Origin of the sequence: Streptomyces sp. UG1, assembly GCF_049974585.1 — a bacterium.
In the GTDB taxonomy this organism is placed as follows: Bacteria; Actinomycetota; Actinomycetes; order Streptomycetales; family Streptomycetaceae; genus Streptomyces.
On the sequence record NZ_JBNGGG010000039.1, the window covers coordinates 55,527 to 75,600 of the forward strand.

The 20,074-nt window shown below is 70.9% G+C and carries 17 protein-coding genes and 3 pseudogenes; 6 read left to right on the forward strand and 14 right to left on the reverse strand.

Annotated features, from left to right (window positions below; translation table 11 throughout):
* Positions 1 to 79 precede the first annotated feature (79 nt).
* Entirely contained in the window at positions 80 to 1,492 is a 1,413-nt protein-coding gene (locus tag ACP4J3_RS36530; RefSeq protein WP_426540619.1) for a GNAT family N-acetyltransferase, read from the forward strand.
* Positions 1,493 to 1,504: 12 nt separating this feature from the next.
* Here the strand turns inward: ACP4J3_RS36530 and ACP4J3_RS36535 are convergent, their stop codons facing one another.
* A complete protein-coding gene (locus tag ACP4J3_RS36535) occupies positions 1,505 to 2,758 on the reverse strand; it encodes a trans-sulfuration enzyme family protein (protein WP_426540620.1) in 1,254 nt (417 codons plus the stop codon).
* A 59-nt stretch (positions 2,759 to 2,817) separates the two neighbouring features.
* Here ACP4J3_RS36535 and ACP4J3_RS36540 point away from each other — a divergent pair, with 59 nt between their 5' ends.
* Positions 2,818 to 3,309 carry an Lrp/AsnC family transcriptional regulator gene (locus ACP4J3_RS36540; RefSeq protein WP_426540621.1) on the forward strand — a complete coding sequence of 164 codons (492 nt, stop codon included), beginning with the start codon at positions 2,818 to 2,820 and terminating at the stop codon, positions 3,307 to 3,309.
* A 33-nt stretch (positions 3,310 to 3,342) separates the two neighbouring features.
* Complete coding sequence (locus ACP4J3_RS36545; RefSeq protein WP_426540622.1) at positions 3,343 to 5,031, forward strand: DUF885 domain-containing protein; 1,689 nt, start codon at positions 3,343 to 3,345, stop codon at positions 5,029 to 5,031.
* On the opposite strand, the pseudogene ACP4J3_RS36550 reads toward ACP4J3_RS36545, so the two are convergent.
* From ACP4J3_RS36550 to ACP4J3_RS36560, 3 genes and pseudogenes are all read right to left on the reverse strand, one after another.
* Positions 5,032 to 5,866: pseudogene (locus ACP4J3_RS36550) on the reverse strand (SDR family oxidoreductase).
* A gap of 81 nt (positions 5,867 to 5,947) precedes the next feature.
* Entirely contained in the window at positions 5,948 to 6,463 is a 516-nt protein-coding gene (locus ACP4J3_RS36555; protein WP_426540623.1) for an immunity 21 family protein, read from the reverse strand.
* A gap of 41 nt (positions 6,464 to 6,504) precedes the next feature.
* Positions 6,505 to 6,570, reverse strand: a pseudogene (locus tag ACP4J3_RS36560) (rhodanese-like domain-containing protein); the annotation flags it as partial.
* 265 nt (positions 6,571 to 6,835) lie between these two features.
* On the opposite strand from ACP4J3_RS36560, the gene ACP4J3_RS36565 reads away from it, so the two are divergent.
* Complete coding sequence (locus tag ACP4J3_RS36565; RefSeq protein WP_426540624.1) at positions 6,836 to 7,291, forward strand: hypothetical protein; 456 nt, start codon at positions 6,836 to 6,838, stop codon at positions 7,289 to 7,291.
* On the opposite strand, the gene ACP4J3_RS36570 is transcribed toward ACP4J3_RS36565, so the two are convergent.
* The 8 genes from ACP4J3_RS36570 to ACP4J3_RS36605 all read right to left on the reverse strand — a co-directional run bounded on the left by ACP4J3_RS36570 (position 7,231) and on the right by ACP4J3_RS36605 (position 14,607).
* Complete coding sequence (locus tag ACP4J3_RS36570; protein ID WP_426540625.1) at positions 7,231 to 7,455, reverse strand: SDR family oxidoreductase; 225 nt, start codon at positions 7,453 to 7,455, stop codon at positions 7,231 to 7,233. The genes ACP4J3_RS36565 and ACP4J3_RS36570 overlap by 61 nt on opposite strands.
* A 158-nt stretch (positions 7,456 to 7,613) precedes the next feature.
* Positions 7,614 to 8,381 (reverse strand): SDR family NAD(P)-dependent oxidoreductase, encoded by a 768-nt coding sequence (locus ACP4J3_RS36575; protein WP_426540626.1) that lies wholly within the window; start codon positions 8,379 to 8,381, stop codon positions 7,614 to 7,616.
* Complete coding sequence (locus ACP4J3_RS36580) at positions 8,378 to 9,349, reverse strand: fumarylacetoacetate hydrolase family protein (RefSeq protein WP_426540627.1); 972 nt, start codon at positions 9,347 to 9,349, stop codon at positions 8,378 to 8,380. Before ACP4J3_RS36580 ends, ACP4J3_RS36575 begins: the two co-directional genes overlap by 4 nt.
* 108 nt (positions 9,350 to 9,457) lie before the next feature.
* Positions 9,458 to 10,396 (reverse strand): VOC family protein, encoded by a 939-nt coding sequence (locus ACP4J3_RS36585; RefSeq protein WP_426540628.1) that lies wholly within the window; start codon positions 10,394 to 10,396, stop codon positions 9,458 to 9,460.
* 24 nt (positions 10,397 to 10,420) lie between these two features.
* Positions 10,421 to 11,497, reverse strand: coding sequence for an amidohydrolase family protein (locus ACP4J3_RS36590; RefSeq protein WP_426540629.1), 1,077 nt, complete (start codon positions 11,495 to 11,497; stop codon positions 10,421 to 10,423).
* Entirely contained in the window at positions 11,494 to 12,615 is a 1,122-nt protein-coding gene (locus tag ACP4J3_RS36595) for an FAD-dependent oxidoreductase (RefSeq protein ID WP_426540630.1), read from the reverse strand. Before ACP4J3_RS36595 ends, ACP4J3_RS36590 begins: the two co-directional genes overlap by 4 nt.
* Positions 12,616 to 12,640: 25 nt before the next feature.
* Positions 12,641 to 13,612, reverse strand: a complete 972-nt coding sequence (locus ACP4J3_RS36600) for a cyclase family protein (RefSeq protein WP_426540631.1) — start codon at positions 13,610 to 13,612, stop codon at positions 12,641 to 12,643.
* A complete protein-coding gene (locus tag ACP4J3_RS36605; RefSeq protein ID WP_426540632.1) occupies positions 13,609 to 14,607 on the reverse strand; it encodes a fumarylacetoacetate hydrolase family protein in 999 nt (332 codons plus the stop codon). The genes ACP4J3_RS36600 and ACP4J3_RS36605 overlap by 4 nt, the downstream gene beginning before the upstream one ends.
* A 130-nt stretch (positions 14,608 to 14,737) precedes the next feature.
* On the opposite strand from ACP4J3_RS36605, the gene ACP4J3_RS36610 reads away from it, so the two are divergent.
* A complete protein-coding gene (locus ACP4J3_RS36610) occupies positions 14,738 to 15,679 on the forward strand; it encodes a LysR family transcriptional regulator (protein ID WP_426540633.1) in 942 nt (313 codons plus the stop codon).
* A 288-nt stretch (positions 15,680 to 15,967) separates the two neighbouring features.
* On the forward strand, positions 15,968 to 17,263 hold the full coding sequence (locus ACP4J3_RS36615; protein WP_426540634.1) for an MFS transporter: 1,296 nt from the start codon (positions 15,968 to 15,970) through the stop codon (positions 17,261 to 17,263).
* Positions 17,264 to 17,948: 685 nt separating this feature from the next.
* On the opposite strand, the pseudogene ACP4J3_RS36620 reads toward ACP4J3_RS36615, so the two are convergent.
* Together ACP4J3_RS36620 and ACP4J3_RS36625 are read right to left on the reverse strand one after the other, a co-directional pair.
* Positions 17,949 to 18,119, reverse strand: a pseudogene (locus ACP4J3_RS36620) (transposase); the annotation flags it as partial.
* Positions 18,120 to 18,411: 292 nt separating this feature from the next.
* Complete coding sequence (locus ACP4J3_RS36625) at positions 18,412 to 19,860, reverse strand: family 43 glycosylhydrolase (RefSeq protein ID WP_426540635.1); 1,449 nt, start codon at positions 19,858 to 19,860, stop codon at positions 18,412 to 18,414.
* Positions 19,861 to 20,074: the final 214 nt, after the last annotated feature.

Genomic DNA, 20,074 nt, shown 5'->3' on the forward strand with positions numbered 1-20,074 from the left:
AAACCAGGCATAAGGGTTCTTTACTCCGCGGTCACAATGCGTTCGTGATCACGCAACACCGTTCCTTCACAGTGGATGCATGAGTCGAGACATATCCGATGTGACGCGTGCGAAGCACGGACGCCCGGTACACCACTGGCGGCGCAACGTCGTCGAACTCGCCGCGCTCCTGACGGCGGTGGCCGTGGCCGACCCGGTGGCGGACCTGATCGGGTACGGACCTCAGGGACCGGCACTGCTGCTGACCGCGGCGGCCGTGCTGGTGGCCCTGGCCGGGTTCCACACCTGGAGGTCACGCCGCCACGATCACGCGCCTCCGGCGGGCGATACCGGTGCCCGGCCGCGCCCCGAGGAGCAGGCCGGGCCCTCGGACCGGACGCGGGAGACGGAACCGCCCGCGACGGTGCCCGGGGAAGGCGCGCTGTGGCGGATGCGGACGACCGTGCAGGACGAACCGGGGTCGCTGGCCGCGCTGTGCACGGCGCTCGCCGGACTGCGGGTCGACATCCTGAGCCTGCAGACGCATCCGCTGGCCGAGGGCACGGTGGACGAGTTCCTGCTGCGGGCGCCCGGCGGGCTGGCCGCGGCCGAGATCACCCACGCCGTCTCGGCGGCCGGCGGTGACGGCACCTGGATCGAGCGGGCCGACGCCCACGACCTGGTGGACGCGCCGACCCGGGTGCTGGGCCTGGCCACCCGCACCGCCCTGGACGCGGCGGAACTGCCGCTGGCGCTGCGGCAGTTGCTGGGCCGGTGCACCATCCGCTCGCTGCCCGCGATGGGCGGGCGCGGGCCGGTGCCGGTGGAAGGGGCCCTCGAGGAGACCGTGCTGCGGCTGCGGGCGCCGGAAGGCGGAGTGATCACCGTGGAGCGGCCGTATCTGCCGTTCACCCCGACCGAGTTCGCGCGGGCCAGGGCGCTGGTGGAGCTGGACGCCCGGCTCGGCCCGCGGGTGCCGCGCAGCCAGGACGTGCTGACGCTGCCCCAGGGCAACGACATCACCGTGCGCCGGGCCGACACCGGTGATCTTCAGGCCGCGAAGGAGATGCACGAGCGGTGCTCGGCGCGGACGCTCGCCATGCGGTACCACGGGCCGATCGGTGACGCGGACCGCTATCTGAACCACCTGCTCAGCCCGCGCTTCGGCCGCACCCTCGCGGTGCGGACCGCGTCGGGGCGCATCGTCGGGCTCGGTCATCTGCTGTGGGACGGAGACGAGACGGAGGTCGCGCTGCTGGTCGAGGACGCGTGGCAGCGGCGGGGCGTCGGCGCGGAGTTGCTCCACAGGTTGGTGGGGATGGCGGTGGACGCCGGCTGCGAGAGTGTGTACGCGGTGACGCAGGCGTCGAACACCGGGATGGTGGCCGCGATGCGTGGGCTGGGGCTCCCCCTCGATTATCAGATCGAGGAGGGGACCCTGGTCATCACGGCTCGTCTGGATGCGCCGGTTGCGGAACGGCTTTCGGGTGCGGGTGAGTTGGGGATGGCCTAAGCGCCGTAGGGGCTATCGACGACTGGCGGCTGCGGGTTCGCCGTGGCTGGTCGCGCCCCGCGGCGGAGCCGCTGATTGACACAGCCCCGCGCCCCTTTGGGGGCGCTGCAGCGCGGCGTCCAGATCCGACCACAGGTCCTCTACGTCCTCCAAGCCCACCGACAAGCGCAGCAACCGGTCGCTCACCCCCGCACCCCGCCTGTCGTCCGCGTCCACGATGCGGTGGCTGATGGACGCCGGGTGCTGGATGAGGGTGTCGACGCTGCCGAGGCTCACGGCGGGGGTGATCAGGCGGACGCCGGCGATGACCTCGTGCGGGTCGCCGTCGACCTCGAAGGCGATCATGGCGCCGCCGATGCGCGGATAGTGGACGCGGGTCACACGCGGGTCGGCGGCGAGGCGGCCGGCGAGTTCGGCGGCGTTCGCCGAGGCGGCCCGCACCCGTACGGGGAGGGTCGAAAGGCCCCGCAGCAGCAGATAGCCGGCCAGCGGATGCAGCACCCCGCCCGTGGCGAACCGCACCTGCCGCAGTCGGCCGGCGAACTCCTCGTCGCAGGCCACCACGCCCGCCATCACGTCCCCGTGCCCGCCGAGGTACTTCGTGGCGCTGTGCAGCACCAGCCGCGCCCCCTGCTCGGCGGGGCGCTGGAGGACGGGCGTGGCGAAGGTGTTGTCCGCGAGCAGCGGCACCGAGCCGCAGGCGTGGGCCACGGCGCGCAGATCGAGTTCGGCGAGGGTCGGGTTCGCCGGGGACTCCACCATCACCAGGCCGGTGTCCGGGCGCAGCGCCTCCGCGACCCCGGCCGGGTCGGTCCAGGTCACCTCCGAGCCCAGCAGGCCGGCGGTGAGCAGATGGTCGCTGCAGCCGTACAGCGGACGTACGGCGACGACGTGGCGCAGGCCCATCGAGGCCCGTACGAGAAGGACCGCGCTCAGCGCGGCCATGCCGCTGGCGAAGGCGACCGCGGCCTCGGTGCCCTCCAGGCGTGCCAGGGCGGTCTCGAAGCGGGCGACGGTCGGGTTGCCCAGACGGCCGTAGACGGGCGGGCCGTCCGGCTCGGCGCCGGTGGTGGCGAAGGCGTCGATGCGGGCGGCCTCGCCTCGGCTGTCGTAGGACGGGTAGGTCGTCGACAGGTCGATCGGCGGGGCGTGCAGGCCCTGCCGGGCGAGGTCGTCGCGGCCGGCGTGCACGGCCTCGGTGGCGAGTGCTCGGGGTGCTGTGCGGCGTACGGCGTCGTGCGCGTCCGTCTCCAGGGGCGTGTCCATGGGCAAAGGGTGAACATCGACCGGACGCCGGCGGTGATGCTCCGTGCTACGTTCGCCGCATGGCCGATTCTGTCGTACTGGACCCGGTGGATCTCGAGCTGTTGAGGCTTCTGCAGAACGACGCCCGGACCACCTACCGGGACCTCGCCGCGCAGGTCGGGGTCGCGCCCTCGACCTGCCTCGACCGGGTCACCCGGCTGCGCCGCTCGGGCGTGATCCTCGGGCACCGGCTCCAGCTCGATCCGGCGAAGCTCGGGCGGGGGTTGCAGGCGCTGCTGTTGGTGCAGGTCAGGCCGCACCGAAGGGAGCTGGTGGGGCCCTTCGTGGAACGGATCCGGGCCCTGCCGGAGGCGCTGACCGTCTTCCATCTGACCGGTCCCGACGACTACCTCGTGCACGTGGCGGTGGCCGACATGGCGGATCTGCAGCGCCTGGTCCTGGACGAGTTCACCGCCCGCCGCGAGGTCGCCCGGGTGGAGACGCGGTTGATCTTCCAGCAGTGGGACTGCGGGCCGCTGCTGCCGCCTTCGCCCTCAGCTCAATCCGAGTGACGGACGGTGTCCCCTCGTATGAGGATGGACCGCATGTCTGAGACCAAGAGCCCGCTTCCCCGCGAGGTCGCCGACGCCTATGTCGACGAGCTCATCGCCCTCGACCCGATCACCGGTACGTACCTCGGCGTGCCGGAGAGCGCGAGCAAGCTCCCCGATCTCTCACCCGCGGGCCAGGACGCGCTCGCACGGCTCCAGCGGGCCACGCTCGCGCGGCTCGACGAGGCCGAGCGCCGGCCGGGCGCGGACAGCGACATCGAGCGCCGGTGCGGGCGCCTGCTGCGCGAGCGGCTGACCGCGGAACTCGCCGTGCACGACGCCGACGAGGGCCTGCGCGCGGTCGGCAACATGGCGACGCCCGCCCACTCGGTGCGCGAGGTCTTCGCGGTCACCCCGAACCAGACCGACGAGGACTGGGCGGCGATCGCCGAGCGGCTGCGCGGGGTGCCGGCCGCGTACGCGGGCTACCGCGAGGCCCTTGCGCTGGGCCTGGAGCGCAAGCTGTACGCGGCGCCGCGCCCGACCGCCACCTTCGTCGAGCAGCTCACCGAGTGGGCCGACACGGGCGAGGGGCGCGGCTGGTTCGAGGACTTCGCCGCGGCCGGTCCCGAGTCGCTGCGCGCGGAGCTGGACGAGGCCGCCCGTGCGGCGACGGCCGCCGTGGTGGAGCTGCGGGACTGGATGCGCGACGTGTACGCGCCGGCGGTCGAGGGCGCGCCGAACACGGTGGGCCGCGAGCGCTACGCCCGCTGGGCCCGTTACTTCAACGGCATCGACCTCGACCTGGACGAGGCGTACGCGTACGGCTGGGCCGAGTACCACCGCCTCCTCGGGGAGATGAAGAAGGAGGCCGAGAAGATCCTGCCGGGCGCCGCGACCCCGTGGGTGGCGCTGGCGCACCTGGACGAGAACGGCCGTCACATCGAGGGCGTCGACGAGGTCCGCGACTGGCTCCAGGGTCTGATGGACGAGGCGATCGAGAAGCTGGACGGCACGCACTTCGAACTCGCCGAGCCGGTGCGGAAGGTGGAGTCGTGCATCGCCCCGCCCGGCGGTGCGGCGGCGCCGTACTACACCGCCCCGTCCGAGGACTTCTCACGCCCGGGCCGCACCTGGCTGCCGACGATGGGGCAGACCCGGTTCCCGGTCTACGACCTGGTCTCGACCTGGTACCACGAGGGCGTGCCCGGCCATCACCTCCAGCTCGCGCAGTGGACGTACGTCGCCGGGAACCTCTCCCGCTACCAGGCCACCATCGGCGGGGTCAGCGCCAACGCCGAGGGCTGGGCGCTGTACGCGGAGCGGCTCATGGACGAGCTGGGCTTCCTGACCGACCCGGAGCACCGGCTCGGCTATCTCGACGCGCAGATGATGCGGGCGGCCCGGGTCATCGTCGACATCGGCATGCACCTGGAGATGGAGATCCCGGCCGACTCCCCGTTCCACCCGGGCGAGCGCTGGACTCCGGAGCTGGCCCAGGAGTTCTTCGGCTCGCACAGCAGCCGTCCGGCGGACTTCGTGGAGAGCGAGCTGACCCGGTATCTGACGATTCCGGGCCAGGCCATCGGCTACAAGCTCGGCGAGCGGGCGTGGCTGCTGGGCCGGGAGAAGGCGCGCGAGCGGCACGGCGACGCCTTCGACCTCAAGGCGTGGCACATGGCGGCCCTGTCCCAGGGTTCCCTGGGCCTGGACGACCTGGTGGACGAGTTGTCCGCGCTGTGATCAACGCCAGAAGCCGCCCTCGGAGTTGATGACCTCACCGGTGATCCAGCCCGCCTCGTCCGTCGCCAGCCAGGCGATGAGGCGGGCGGGGTCGTCGGGCATGCCCCACCGGCCGGCGGGGAAATGGGACGCCACGGCCGCGTGCGCCTCGCCGGTCAGGTAACCCGTGTCCACGGGGCCGGGGTTGACGGTGTTCACCGTGATGCCCTGCCCGATGAGCGTCGTCGACAGGGAGCGGGTGATCGAGGCGAGGGCGCCCTTCTGGAGGGCGTAGGCGATCTCGCCGGGCATACCGCCCGCGATGTCCTGGCCGGAGGTCATCATCACAACGCGTCCGCCGGGCCCGGCCGGCCGCAACCGGGCGTGGGCCTGGACGAGCAGCAGCACCGCACGCGTGTCGACGGCCCAGTGCGTGTCGAGCATCGCGGCGTCGATTGGCGTCGAGGGTGCCGTCGGAGCCGCTGACCGCGTGGTTGGCAATGAGGATGTCGAGGCGTCCGCCGAGCGCCGACGCGGCCGTGGCGATCAACTCGGCGGGCGCGGCCGGGTCGGAGAGGTCGCCGGGGCCCGCGAGGACCCGCGCATCGGGGTCGCCGAGCGCCTCCCGTACGGAGGCGGCGACCTCCTCGGGCCGGTCGGCGCCCCAGGGCATGGCGGCGTCGTGCGGCACATGGTGGTGCAGATAGACGCTCGCCCCGTACGCCGCGAGCCGCCGGGCCACGGCATGTCCGATGCCGGCGCGTCTGCTGGCCCCGGTGACCAGGGCGGTCCGGCCGCGCAGGGGCAGGGGGTCGCGGCGCAGGTCTTCTGGAGCGGGGTGCTGGATTCGAGGCATGACAGATCATCATGGGGAAGATCCGGGTCCGACGCACCTGGTTATCCGAGAGGGCGGGCCGCGACGGGGCGGGCCGTCGGATCAGTGCGGCAGCCGACGGAGCTGGACGAGCCCCAGCCAGGTCTCGGGGCCGGGCTGCACCTGCGCGGCACGGACCGCGTACGCCCCCGGTTCCAGGGCCACCCGCAGATGCTCGGTCCGCTCCGTCTCCCGCCCGGGCCAGGCCGAGTCGAACAGTACGACCGTGCCGGGCACCCTCCAGCGCACCTCGTGTCCCCATTCCGCGGTGGCGAGCGCGGCCGGGACCCGGGCCAGCAGTTCGTCCTCGGAATCGGCCGCGCACCACCGTACGAAGGTGCCGTGGTCGGGCAGATAGGAGGTCGAGGCGGGCTCGTCGCCGAAGACCAGCGCCGCGCTGTCGCCCACGGGCAGCAGTCCGACGAATCCGTCGACCTCGCAGGCGCGGTCGTAGTCCGAGACCGTCTCGTCGCCGTCGGCGCCCGCCCAGAACGGCAGCACCGTCTCCGGCACGGCTATCAGGGGGCCGCCGCCCGACTCGACCCACTCCACCGCGCCCGGATCCGCGTATCTCACCATGGCAGCAGAACCTACACGCACAGCGGCCACACCGGCTTCCCGTCGAAGCCGCCGAGCATCTCCTTGACCTGGTAGCCGAGTTCGGCGAGGGCGAGGGCCGCGCGGTCGAGGCTATGAACAGCCGGCATGTCTCAGCGCCTCTCCTGTCTCACCAACGTCCTGGTGAGGCACCAGCTTGATCGGCTACGGACCGAGCGGGCAAGTGTCTCAGTGATAGCCGGGGACCGTTGCTCGTTCGTGACCTGTGTGCCCGGTCCGCTGACGCATCTCTCGGGGGCGGGATCGGTCGGATAAGGCAGAGCCCCGGACCACGGTCCTCGTCGACCGCCGCAAACGGCAGGTCCTTGGGACGCCTTCGTGATCGTCGTCGGCATGCTCAGGGGCAGCACCGGCAAGACCGCCTCGGCCTGGTTCATCGCCCTCTACTACGCCGTCGTCCTCGACCTGCCGACGCTACTGCTGGACGCCGACGCCACCAGCCAGTGCGCCTACGACTGGTTCAAGGTCGCCCGGGCCGAGGGCTTCGAGATCCCGGCCAACCTGGTGGTCGAGCGGTACCCGTTCGACGACATCACCGAGTACAAGCCGACGACCGCACCAGCCTGCCCCGCACCGCGAAGGACAAGCTGCTTCAGCCCGCCCAGGGCGAGGGCATCGGCCCGGACCGCGACGAGCCGTTCCCGCTCGCCGAGACGACCATCCGTCGGGAATGTCGGCGACCGCCTCGTCGGCGTTCGTGCTCACCTTGTTCACGGAAGTGGTCCCTTTCAGCCGGGGAGTACGGACAACCAGCCGCCGTCGACGACGAGGCTGGCGCCGGTGATGTAGGACGCCTCGTCCGAGGCGAGGAAGACGGCCGCGTTGACGGCCTCCTCGGGGAGCCCGATGCGGCCGAGGGGGATGTGGCGGGCGTTGATCCGCTCGGGATTGTCGTCGGCCAGCAGGTCGCCGCGCGTGGCCTCGGTGTCGATCGCCGCGCCCTTGGACGCCATTGAGGCACCTCCCAGCTCGAGCGAAGCCGAGAGCTGGGGAAGGCGGTCCGCCGGTCGGTGAGCGAACCGGTCAGGCCAGCTGTGGACCCCACGGTGACGATGCAGCCGGGGGCGACGGCCGTGCCGCCCGACATCGGGCCACCTTCCCTTCCAGCGTTTCAATTCCCCTCCGAACTCGAAGCAGCCGAACCCAGAGCATCCGAGATGGACTTGACGCCGCCGTGCGCGGTGAGTCCGCCGTCGACCGGGATCTCGGCGCCGGTGATGAAGGAGGACTCGTCGGACAGGAGGAAGACCACGAGTGGGGTGATCTCGTCCACGGATCCAGTGCGGCCGAGAGGGGTCTCGCGGATGTTCGCCTCGCGGAAGGCGGGCGCGGCGGAGGTGGTCATCTCTGTCTCGATGAAGCCGGGGTGGATCGTGTTGACGCGGATGCCGCGCGGGCCCAGCTCCATGGCGGCGGTCTTCGACAGGCCGCGCAGTGCCCATTTGCTGGTTGTGTAGGCGACCGGGTAATGGCCGCTGAGCGCGGCGGTGGAGCCGACGTTGACGATGGACGAGCCGGGCGGCATCAGCGGCGTGAGGTGCTGGATGCCCAGGAGCGGGCCGGTGACGTTGACGGCGTGGACACGGGCGAAGTCGTCGGGGGTCACATCGCCGAGGCGGGCGCGCCAGGTGATGCCCGCGTTGTTGACCAGGCCGTGCACCTGGCCGTACGACTCGCGCAGTTCGGCGGCCAGCTCCGCCCAGTGCTCCTCGTCGGTGACGTCGAGGTGGCGGCAGACGGGGGCCCGAGTCACGTCGGTGGCGATGACGCGGGCGCCTTCGCGGGTCAGGGCCTCGGCCTCGGCGGCGCCCTGGCCGCGCGCCGCGCCGGTGACGACGACGACCTTGCCGAGGAGTCTCCTGGGGCGCAGGTCGTTCACGGCCGCTCCCGGCTGCGGCGGCGGGCGGTCGGCAGCGGCTGCGGATCCCTGCCCGCGACCACGGTGTTGGAGACGGTGCCGATGCCCTCCACGGTGAGGGTGACCGTGTCCCCCGGCTTCAGCGGAGGCGGGGACTGCTCGCCCCGGACGCCCCACAGCTCGGCGAGGCAGCCGCCGTTGCCGCAGGTGCCGGAGCCGAGCACGTCGCCGGGGCGGACGACGGTGCCGCGCGAGGCGTAGGCGACCATCTCCTCGAAGGTCCAGCTCATGTTGGACAACAGGTCCTTGCCGACGACCTCGCCGTTCACCGAGGCGGTCAGCGCCAGGCGCAGAAAGCCGTCGGTGTCGCGGTACGGCTCCAGTTCGTCGGCGGTGACCAGGTACGGGCCGAGGGTGGCGGCCGTGTCCTTGCCCTTGCACGGGCCGAGGCGGACCTGCATCTCGCGGGACTGCAGGTCGCGGGCCGACCAGTCGTTGAGGACCGTGTAGCCGATGATGTGGTCCCGTGCCTGCTCTGGCGTCAGGTCCCGCCCTTCCCGGCCGATGACGGCGGCGACCTCCAGCTCGAAGTCGAGGACTTCGCTGCCCGGCGGCACCGGGACGTCGTCGTGGGCGCCGATGACGGCGTACGGGTTGGTGAAGTAGAACGTCGGGGCGTCGTACCAGGCTTCGGGCACCCCGCCGACGCCGTCCACGGACCGCCGTACCCCTTCGACGTGCTCCTCGAAGGTGACGAAGTCCCGCACGGTGGGCGGCTGAAGCGGTGGCAGCAGTCGCACCTCGGACACGTGCGGGCCCGGCGGGACGTCGAGCGTGGCGGCGCCGGCGCGCAGGAGTGCGTCGAGTCCGTCGCCGCAGCGGATCAGCTCCGTGAGCGAGCGTGCCCCGGGAACCGGGTGGAGGATGCCGTCCTCCTCCACGACGGCGACCCGGCGCTGGTGTCGATGTTCATAGGTGGCGAAACGCATACACGGCTCCAGGTTCCGGCGGTCTTCGAACAGCGGTGGGAACCGGGGACGCGGCAAGGGCGTCAGGGCGGTTGACAGGGCCACCGCGTCCCCGGGGTTCGAGGGGGGTCAGACCGGCGGGGCGACGAAGCAGCCGCGGTCGACGTCGTTGAAGGACTCCTTGGCGACCAGTTCGTTCATGGGGTTGGCGGTGCCCCACTGGTCGGTGACCTGGGGCTGGGAGAAGTCGTAGACGTGGGGGTGCCAGGTGTCCTCGTCCAGCAGCTCCAGTTCCGTCGTGTACTCGACGGTGTTGCCGTGCGGGTCGAGGAAGTACGTGAAGGTGTTGTCGCCCGCCATGTGCCGGCCCGGACCCCAGACCTTCTTGAACCCGGCCCGCATCACCCGCCCCGAGCCACGCATGTACTCGTCCAGGCCGCGCATCTCGAAGGAGACGTGGTGCAGGGAAGTGTGCGGGCCCTTGGCGATGGCCATCGAGTGGTGCTGGTTGGAGATCCGCATGAAGTGCATGACCTCGCCCATGTGCGGCGAGCTGAGCGTGTCGGAGAGCCGGAAACCCAGGTGGCGCTCGTACCACTCACGGGCCCTGTCGAGGTCCGGCGAGTTCAGCACGACGTGCGACAGCTTGACCGGGATCGATTCCTTCTCCTCGATCTTGCGGTGCTGCCGTATGTCCACATCGGCGGACACTTCGATGGTGCGGCCGTCGACGTCGAAGAAGCGGAAGCCGTAGCCGCCTCCGGGTGTGTCGATCTTGCCCGGCTGGGAGATCAACTGCACGCCTCCCGCGAGGAGTTGCTCGGCGAGGGTGTCCACGTCCGCCGCGCTCGCGGCGCCGTACGAGACGAGATCGAGGCGCTTCTCCTCGGCCTTGCGCAGCCGCACCACGTACTGCTCGGGGCTGCCCTCGGCGGCGAGGAAGGAGATCCCGGAGTCCTCGGCGACCTTGGTCAGGCCCCAGACGCCGGAGTAGAAGTCGAGCTGCTTGTCGTAGTCGGGCACGGCGAGGTCGACGTGTCGCAGATGTGTGAGCAGGCGTGCGCTCATGGTGGGTTTCCTCCGGTGTGGGGGTCAGGTCAGGCGCAGCAGCGTTGTCGCGTTGCCACCGCGCACGGCGTGGAAGTCGTCGTCGGGCAGGCATGCGGCGCGCAGTGCGCCGACCGGGTCCTCGGTGCCCATGTCGAAGGGGAAATCGGAGCCGAGCAGCACACGGTCCGCGCCGACCGCGCCGATCAGCGCCCGCAGGACGTGCGGGTCGTGGACGAGGGAGTCGAAGTACAGGCGCTTGAGGTAGCTGCTGGGCAGGTGGGCGCAGCCCGCGCCCGCGTCGGAGCGGGCCGACCAGGCGTGGTCGGAGCGGCCGATGTGGGTGGGCAGATAGCCGCCGCCGTGCGCGGCGATCAGCTTCAGCTCCGGGTGCCGGTCCAGCACACCGGAGAAGATCAGGTGCGAGAGCGCGACGGTGTTCTCGGTGGGCTGGCCGACGGTGTTGGACAGGTACCACTGGTCGAGGCGCTCGTCGAGCGTGCAGCCGAAGGGATGCAGGAAGAGGATCGCGCCCGTCTCCTCGGCCCGGGTCCAGAAGGGTTCGTACGCCGGATCCGACAGCTCCCGGCCCGGCGCGTGCGAGGAGATTTCGACACCCAACAGGCCCATAGCCATGGCGAGTTCGAGCGCGCGCACCGCAGATTCCGGATGCTGCAGGGGGACGAGGCCCAGACCGTGCAGCCGGCCGGGCGCCTGGGCGCAGTGGGCGGCCGTCGCCTCGCCCGCGAGCCGGTACACCTTCTCCGCCGTCTCCTCGTCCGCCCAGTAGTGGTAGTGCGAGGGCGACGGGCTGACCAGTTGGACGTCCACACCCTGCGCGTCCATCGCGGCCAGTCGTACGGCGACGTCCGTCAGCCTCGGGATGCGCTCGGCGACCATGGGGCCGCTGACGGCCTGGGCCGCGGGCCCGTTGCGGCGGGCGCCTAGGGCCCTGGCCTCCGCCAGGCCCGGCAGGTCGGCCACCAGGGCCTCGACCTCGGGGATCAGGACATGCGCGTGTACGTCGACAGTCGGGGAAGGGCGCGTGTCAGCGCTCGGCGAGGGGCAGGGATCGGGCTGGGGGCGTCTCCCAGCGGCAGCCGGGGCAGGGTGGGCCGTCACGGCAGCTCCTTGAGCACCGGCATGGTGGCGTCCAGCAGCCCGGGCACGTCACCGGGCACGCCGTCGAGCTGCCACTGCCCGATCTGCACGGACGCTTCGACGACCATCCGGACCCGGTCGATCCGCCGCTCGTAGTAGCGCGTGAGCAGTTCCTCGTCCCACGCGGATCCGCTGGTCAGCAGCTGGGACAGCACCCAGGCGTCCTCCATGGCCATCGCCGCGCCCTGGGCCATCGTGGGCGGGCAGCAGTGCGCGGCGTCGCCGACGAGGACGACCCGGCCCCGGTGCCAGGCCCCCTCGACCAGCATCCGGTCGAACCAGGTGTAGTTCACCTGCGCCGGGTCGTTGATCGAGTCACGGATCTCGTCCCAGGCCCCGCCGTAGCCCTCGGCGAGGCGGCGCATCTCCTGCGCGTAGGACTCGGGCGGGATCGTGGCGCGGTCGCGGCCGGCCTCCACAAGATAGGCGTAGATCGTGTCCTTGCTGGTGGGCGTGTAGCCGGCGATGTAGCAGGGCCCGCCGTGGGAGAGGACGCTGCACTCCACTCCGGCCGGGCGGGGCGCCGGGACACGCCAGATGGCCATGCCGGTCGGCTCGGGTTTGACGTCGATGCCGATGGCGGCACGGGTCGCGGAGTGCAGGCCGTCGGCGGCCACGACGAGGTCGTAGCGGCCCTCGGTGCCGTCACTGAACCGGACGGTCACTGACGTGTCGTCCTCGGTGAGGATCTCGGCGGTGGTGCCGAGCCGGACGGTCGCGCCGGATGCCCGGACGGCGTCGACGAGGATGCGCTGGAGCACCGGGCGCTGCATGCCGAGGGTGGCGGGGAGGTCGTCTCCGCCGGTGCGGAGGACGTCGCCGACGTGCAGCACGGTGCCGTCGGGCGTCGTCAGCCCCAGGGAGTCGTAGCCGAAGCCGTGCTCGTGGACCTCGTCCCACACGCCGATCTCGCGCAGCACGCGCAGGGCGTTGCCCTGAAGGGTGATGCCGGAGCCGCGTACGTTCCAGTCCGGTCTGACCTCGACGAGGTCGACGTCGATGCCGGCCCGCCGCAGCAGCACGGTCATGACGTTGCCGGAGGTGCCCCCTCCGATGACCAGGACTCTCTTTCCTTCCATTTGGCCAACTCCTTTGTTGGACAGGTCACTTGACGGCGACCGGATTGACGGGGGAGCCGACGGCTCCGGTGATGGGCAGGGGCGCGGCGGTGAGCCAGAACTCGTACACGCCGTCGGAGGCGCAGTCGGCCGCGAGGGCGTCGGGGTCCCACATCTCGCCGATCAGCAGGCCCATGTTGGGGATGGCGACCTGGTGCAGCGGCTGGAAGGCGCCGTCGAACTCGTTCGGCCGCACCTCGAAGCCCCACGTGTCGGTGGCGATCGCGGCGATCTCGCTCGCGTGCAGCCAGCCGGCGGTGGTGAAGGACAGGCCGGGCGAGTCTCCGCCCGCGTAGTCGCCCCAGCCCTCGCGGCGGGCGCGCGCCAGCCGCCCGGTCCGGACGACGACGATGTCCCCGCGGCCGACGGCCACGCCGTGCGCCTCGGCCGTCGCCGTCAGGTGTTCCTCGGTGATCGCGAAACCGTCCGGCAGTTCCCCGCGTTCGTCGCCGATCACCCGGCCGACGTCGAGGAGGACTCCGCGCCCGGCGACGTACGGGGCCATGTGCTCGATGCCGGTGACCAGATCGCCGTCGGAGGTGACGACCTTCTCGGCCGCCCGCCCGTTCCACGCCTTGCCGTGGTCGAAGATGTGCCCGAGCCCGTCCCACTGGGTGGAGCACTGCAGCGGCATCGCGATCACGTCGTCCGCGCCGCCGATGCCGTGCGGGAAGCCCTGGTTGCCGAGGGCCGCGTCCGTTCCCGTGTCCAGCATGGTGTGGACGGGGTTGGTGCGGCGGCGCCAACCCTTCTGCGGCCCGTTCATGTCGAACCGCTGCGACAGCGAGAAACTCACGCCCCGGCGGACCAGTGCCGCACCCTCGCGGCGCTTGGCCTCGTCGAGGAAGTTCAGCGTGCCGAGAACGTCGTCCTCGCCCCAACGCCCCCAGTTGGAATACCGCTTGGCGGCCTCGGTGATCGCGCCCTCGGCGCCCGTGGGGTCGAGCGGGGCCGTCACGACGCGGTCCTCTCGGCGACGCAGCGGGTGCGCTGCGCGCCCAGACCCGTGATGGAACCCTCCATGACGTCGCCGTCGCGCAGCAGCCGTCCATAGTGCATGCCGTTGCCGGCCGGGCTGCCGGTGAGCACCAGGTCGCCGGGCAGGAGCCGGGAGGTCTGGGAGATGTACGACACCAGCCGCGCGACGCCGAAGAGCATGTCCTTGGTGGACTCGTCCTGCATGGTCTCGCCGTTGAGCTTCAGCGTGACCCGCAGGTCACCCGGGTCGGCGATCGACTCGGCGGGCACGATCCAGGGGCCGAGCGGGGTGAAGCCGGGGGCGTTCTTGCAGCGCAGCCAGTCGGTGCCGATGGCGGGCATGTCCCGGCGGAAGACGGTGGCGCGGTCGGTGAGGTCGTTGGCGATGGTGTAGCCCGCGACGTACTCCAGGGCCTCCTCGACCGTCACCCGGTGGGCGGGCTTGGCGATGACGGCCGCCAGCTCCAGCTCCCAGTCGGGCTGCTCGGCCCAGTCCGGGAGTACGACATCGTCGTACGGACCCGTGATCGTGCTCGGCAGGCCGATGAAGACGTACGGCAGATCCTCGGCCGCCCGCCGGTCCATGACCGCGGCGATCTCGGCGCGCGCCTCGTCCACCGTGCGCGGGTCGTCGGAGGCGCGGTGGGCGACCTCCAGGTCGATCACGTGCTGCCGGTAGTTGGCGCCGGACTGGAAGACCTGGCGGGGCTCGACCGGCGCGTGCGCCCGCAGGTGCTCCAACGGTCGCCAGTCGGCCGTCTCGTCGGCCGCGAGCTCGTGCAGGCGAGGGAGCATCTCGTCCCAGCGCTCGAGGATCCCCCGGGTCGTCAGGGCTGGCTCTCCGAGGGCCGTACGAAGATCCAGCACGCGCCCCCCGGGAATCACAAGACCGGGGAAAGATGCCTGGTCAGGGGCGGAGAGAACGCCGAGGGCGAAGGGTCCGGAGAAGGACGCGGAAGCGGCTGCGGGTTTCACGGGAATGTCCTCCAGATTGCGGTGAGACCAATGTGACCGCCACCGAGTAATCTGGGAAATAGATTCTTTAGATGTTGATCATCTGTGGTGCAAATGTTGCCGCCGCAAGCGGCCTCGCTCTGGAGGCGTCGTGTCCCTCTCCGGCCTCGATCTCAATCTCGTCCTGTCCCTGCGGGCCCTGCTGGAGGAACGCAACGTCACCCGCGCCGGGCAGCGCGTCGGGCTCAGTCAGCCGGCGATGAGCGCGGCCCTGGCCCGCCTGCGCCGCCACTTCGACGACGACCTGCTCGCGCGCGTCGGCAAACAGTACGAACTGACCGCCCTCGGGCGCGCTCTGCTGGACCGCACCTCGACCGCCTGCGACCTGCTGGAACGGGTCTTCAGCAGCAGGGCCGACTTCGCCCCGGGCAGCGAGGAGCACGAGTTCACCCTGCTCACCTCCGACTACGCCCTCGCCGTGTTCGGCGCCGAGCTCGCCCGGACCGTGCACGCCGAGGCCCCGGGGGTACGGCTGCGCTTCCAGCGGACGCCCATCGACGTCACGGAGGACACGGCACCGCTGCTCAGCACGGCCGACGGGCTGCTGATGCCGCGCGGCATCATCGGCGGTTTCCCCGCCGTCGACCTGTTCACCGACCGCTGGGCCTTCCTGGTGGCCGAGACGAACGACGAGGTCGGCGACCGGCTGACCATGGACGACCTGGCACGGCTGCCCTGGGTGGTCTACCAGCGCGCCTACGACGCCCCGGCCGCCCGGCAGCTGAGCATGCTCGGTGTCGATCCCCGCGTGGAGGTCTCCGTCGACAGCTTCCAGGCGCTGCCCTTCCTGATCGCAGGCACCCGCCGGATCGCCCTGGTACAGCAGCGCCTGGCCGAGCTGCTGCGCGGCGTGGCCGCCGTACGCCTCATGGAACCGCCCTACGGGGCAGTCCCTCTCCAGGAGGCACTGTGGTGGCACCCGGTGCACACCCACGACGCGGCCCACATCTGGCTGCGCGAGACCGCGGCCCGCGTGGGAGCGGAGCTGGCCGCTTCCGAGCCCGGCCGTATCGCCACGGTCGCACCGAGATAGCGGGCTCCTACAGGTGCCCAGCATCCAAGGCCCGGATGATCCACATCTTCGATATCGATCGGATGAGGGCTAGGCAGGACCTGTCCGTTGGCTCATAGTCGTCTCAACCCGGCGCCGGAGCCGCACCATCACCCGCCGGCCGGGACCGCGCAGGCACCCGGCGCGCCTGCCCGCCGCGACACCCGGCAGTCATCGGCACTCCGCTCCGAACCTGCCACGGCTACCGGGCGGCCCGACCACGACGGCCGCCCCCCGTTCCCCTCCCGACCCGCCACGTGGAGTTCCCGCATGCCTGCACCCGTGCCCCCGCTCCCGTCCCCGACGCCCACAGCCGTCGAGGACACCCCGACCGAGCAGGCCGTGTCCGGCCCCGGCCACCGGCTTCGCCTCACGCTGCTGATGGCCGGCAGCTGCCTGCCCATCCTGGGCGCCGTACTCATCGCCCCCGTCCTGCCGCAGATGCAGGCCCACTTCGCCGACGTGCCGGGCGTCGACGCGCTCGTCCCCATGGCCCTGACCATCCCCGCGCTCTCCCTGGCGCTGCTGGCCCCCTTCGCCGGCGTCATCGTCGACCGGCTCGGACGCAAACGCCTGCTCGTCGTCTCGACCGTGCTGTACGCGATCCTCGGCACCGCCCCCCTGTGGCTGGACTCCCTCGGCGCCATCGTCGCCAGCCGCGCCCTCGTCGGTGTCGCCGAAGCCGCCATCATGACCTGCTGCACCACGCTGATCGGCGACTACTACTCCGGCCGGCAACGCGACCGCTATCTCGCGATGCAGACGATGTGCGCCTCGATCTCCGCGACGGCCTTCTTCGTGCTGGGCGGCGCGGCCGGATCGGCCGGCTGGCGTGCACCGTTCTGGGCCTACGCCGTGACCCTGCTGCTCGCCCCCGCCATGGCCGCCTTCCTGCCCCGGCCCCGACCGGCCGACCGCGCGAACGAGCCCTCCCCCACCGCCTCGGAACCGACGGAGCAGACGGTCAAGCGGCCCTTCCCCTGGCGTCCGCTGGCCGGCACGTGCGCGCTGACCCTCTTCGGCGCCATCCTCTTCTACACCGTCCAGGTGGAGATGGCCTTCCTCCTGCACGACATGGGCGTGAGCAGCCCCGGCGTGATCGGACTGGCCACCGCCATCGCCAGTGCCGCGGTCGTGATCGGCGCCGTCGTCTTCGCCAAGGCCGGCCGCAGCCCGCAAGCCTGGCTGCCCACCGCCTTCGGCCTGTGCGCCCTGGGCTTCGCGGTGATCTGGCTCGCCCCCAACCCCGTCGTCCTGACCATCGGTGCCGTGATCAACTGCCTCGGCAGCGGCATCATGCTGCCGAGCCTGCTCACCCTCGCCATGTCCAAGCTCGACTACGCCGACCGCGGCCGTGGCACCGGCCTGTGGACAGGCTCCTTCTTCCTCGGCCAGTTCATCTGCCCGCTCGTGGTCCTCGCACTCACCTCCGCCGTCGGCACCCTGGCGAACGCCCTGGGCGTCCTCGCCCTCGCCGGGACCGTCGCCACCGCCGCACTCGGCCTCACCGTCCGGCGCCGCCGGACGGGAGCCATCCCGGAACCGATCCGGCAGATGGCGGGCTGACCTGACGCGGCGCCGATCCACCGCGAACACCCGTCGAGATCGGCATCGCGGGCATCCCCGCGATGCCGATCTCCACCCGTTCCACCGGAGAAACGAAAGATGCCGACCCTGATCGCCGCCATCCGTCGCAATCCGGGCATGACGCACCAGACGTTCCTGCACTACATCCAACACGTGCACGGATCTCTGGCCGCCGCGAACCCTCTTCGGATTCGGCGCTGACTCTGCTGCCCAATTCCGGAAGCGCGCGGGTTCGCAGATTCTGGAGGGGAACGAGCGAGAACTCGCGCGCCGCTCTGCCGTTTTGGAAGCCCTGACGCGCAGGTTCTGCACGTCAGTGGTTGGATGTGGATGCCTTGTAGTGAGCCGGTGAAGCTGTGCGCCGTTGCTGTTTGTGGCGGCGCGGGCGTGCGGCTCGGCGGATTGCCGCGAGGGCTGGTGGCCCTCCAAGAGCCGGAATCGCGTCCGCGGTTGGGGTTCTTGTTCCGGCGGCGTGTCAGTCCTGGACAAGGGCCAGTTGCTTGAGGATTTCGCGGGGGTTGGTGTCACCACCTTCTGCAGCAGCGGGGTGTGGTCGAGGATGAAGTCCCGGATCGGTTCGAGGGTGACTGTGAAGCCGAGGGCCTCGAGCCGGCGTAGGTGGTTGCGTTTCCGTCGCTCGGGGTCCATGCGGGCGTCGTAGAAGTCGGAGCCGGCGTTCTTCCAGGAAGACGTAGGGGAAGACCGTGTGGTCCATGGGCCGTTCCTTGAACGCCGCGAGTTCTTCGTCCAGTTCGCCGCAGATCCGCGACACCTCGGACTTCGAGATCCCGGAGTCCGCGCCGAGTGCTTTGACCAGGTCGCCGGCCTGCGTGGTCAGCAGACGTTCGCGGTGGCCGTTGCGCCAGGCCGTGCGCGTCAGCAGCCGCATCAGCTCAGACCGGGACAAGGCCATCGTGTGCTCCTCCGGTTGAACTGCCCGACGCGTTCCGGGACCCTGCCCGGCTGGGTCTGTTGCGAAAGAGGCACCGCTTCATGACAGTGAGCCACCCGCGCGCCGCCCTGAGGCGACGCGCCGATGGCTCACTGATCACTCCGCTCCTCGCGTAGCCCGGTCGCCCGGCCCGGTTCCTGTCACGCGGAAACCCGATCGGTGCGTCCGGCCGGTCCTACTGCTTGTAGAAGGTGGCATCCTGCCGGCCGACGGTCGTGGTCACCGGCTGGGTGTAGAGCAGGTGGTTGTAGTGCCGGATGTACCGGCCGGGGAAGTTGTACGACTCGTACGACACACCGGCCGCGGAGTCGGCGAGGCCGGCCCGCTCGTGGAACGAGGCGTCGTTGTCGAACAGGGTGGTGCCGTCGTCCTTCTCCACCCACACCTCGTTGTTCTTGTGGCGCAGGTAGTAGCCGGGGAAGTTGGCCGATTCGAGGGAGACGGTGCCGTTGCCGGCCAGGCCGGGGACGACGCGGAACTGCGAGTCGGCGAGGTTGGTGACGTTGGCCTCGGTCCTGGCCCGGAACTCCCAGTGCCGGATGAACCTGTCCGGGTAGTTGTACGAGGAGAAGCGGACGGGGGTGACTCCGTCGGCGACGGGGATGCCGAAGTTGGGTGTGCCGTCGGCGTTCCAGTAGATCTTCTGGTAGCGGGTGCGGCGGTTGGGGTCCTTGAGCGGGTCGCCGACGATGTCCCTGTAGTTGCGGGCGTGGTAGACGAGGATGTCCGACTTGCCGTCCTCGGAGACCGTGAAGGAGTTGTGGCCGGGGCCGTACTGGCTGGTCCTGTCGTTGCTCTTGAGGACCGGCGTGGGAGTCTTGCTCCAGGAGGCCGGGTTCATCAGGTCGGCGGTGGCGTCGGCGGTCAGCAGGCCGAGGCAGTAGTTGGCGTTGGTGGCGCTGGCCGAGTAGGTCATGAAGAGCTTGCCGTTCTTCTGGATGACGGCCGGGCCCTCGTTGACGCGGGCGCCGGCGGTCTCCCAGGCGTACTCGGGCTTGGAGATCATGACCGGGCTGCCGGTGATGGTCCAGGGGTTGGCCATCTTCGCCAGGTACAGTTGCGTGCCCTTGCCGAGTGCCGGGTCCTCCTGGGCCCAGCTCAGGTAGCGGGTGCCGTTGTGCGTGAAGGTGGTGGCGTCCAGCGAGAAGGTGTCCATGGGCAGGCTGATCCTGCCCTTCTCGGTCCAGGTGCCGGTGATCGGGTTGGCGGCGCTGGTCTCCAGGACGTACGGGCGGATCCGCCAGATGTCGTTGGACCAGCCGGCCGTGAAGTAGATGTACCACTTGCCGTCGATGAAGTGGATCTCCGGGGCCCAGATGTGGGCGCCCATCTCACCGGTGGCGTGCTTGGTCCAGATCGTGGTCTCCGGGGCCGTGGCGAGGCCCTGGAGGGTGGTGGCCCGGCGCATGACGATCCTGTCGTACGCGGGGACCGTGGCGGTGAAGTAGTAGAAGCCGTCGGTGTGCTTGAAGATGTGCGGGTCGGCGCGCTGCTCGGCTATCGGGTTGGTGAAGGTGACGGCGGGGGACGCGGGCGCGGCGGCCTGGGCGGGGGTGGTCACGGTGGTGAGCACGGCGAGCGCGGCCGCCGCGGCCACCAGAACCCGGCTGGCGAGATGTCTCATGTTTCTGTTGCGGCCCTTCGGGATCAGGCGGTCGTGGGGACGAGCCGCCACTGCTGGCAGTTGTTGCTGAGCCAGCTCCACCGGCGTACGTCGGTACCGATGGCGTGCCGTGGTTGGCAATGCCCATGACGTTGCCAGTGGAGGCGTTGACGATGCGGGCGCCGCCGAGGTGGACCACGCCGAATCGCGTTCGAAACTACGAACAACGTGCGGA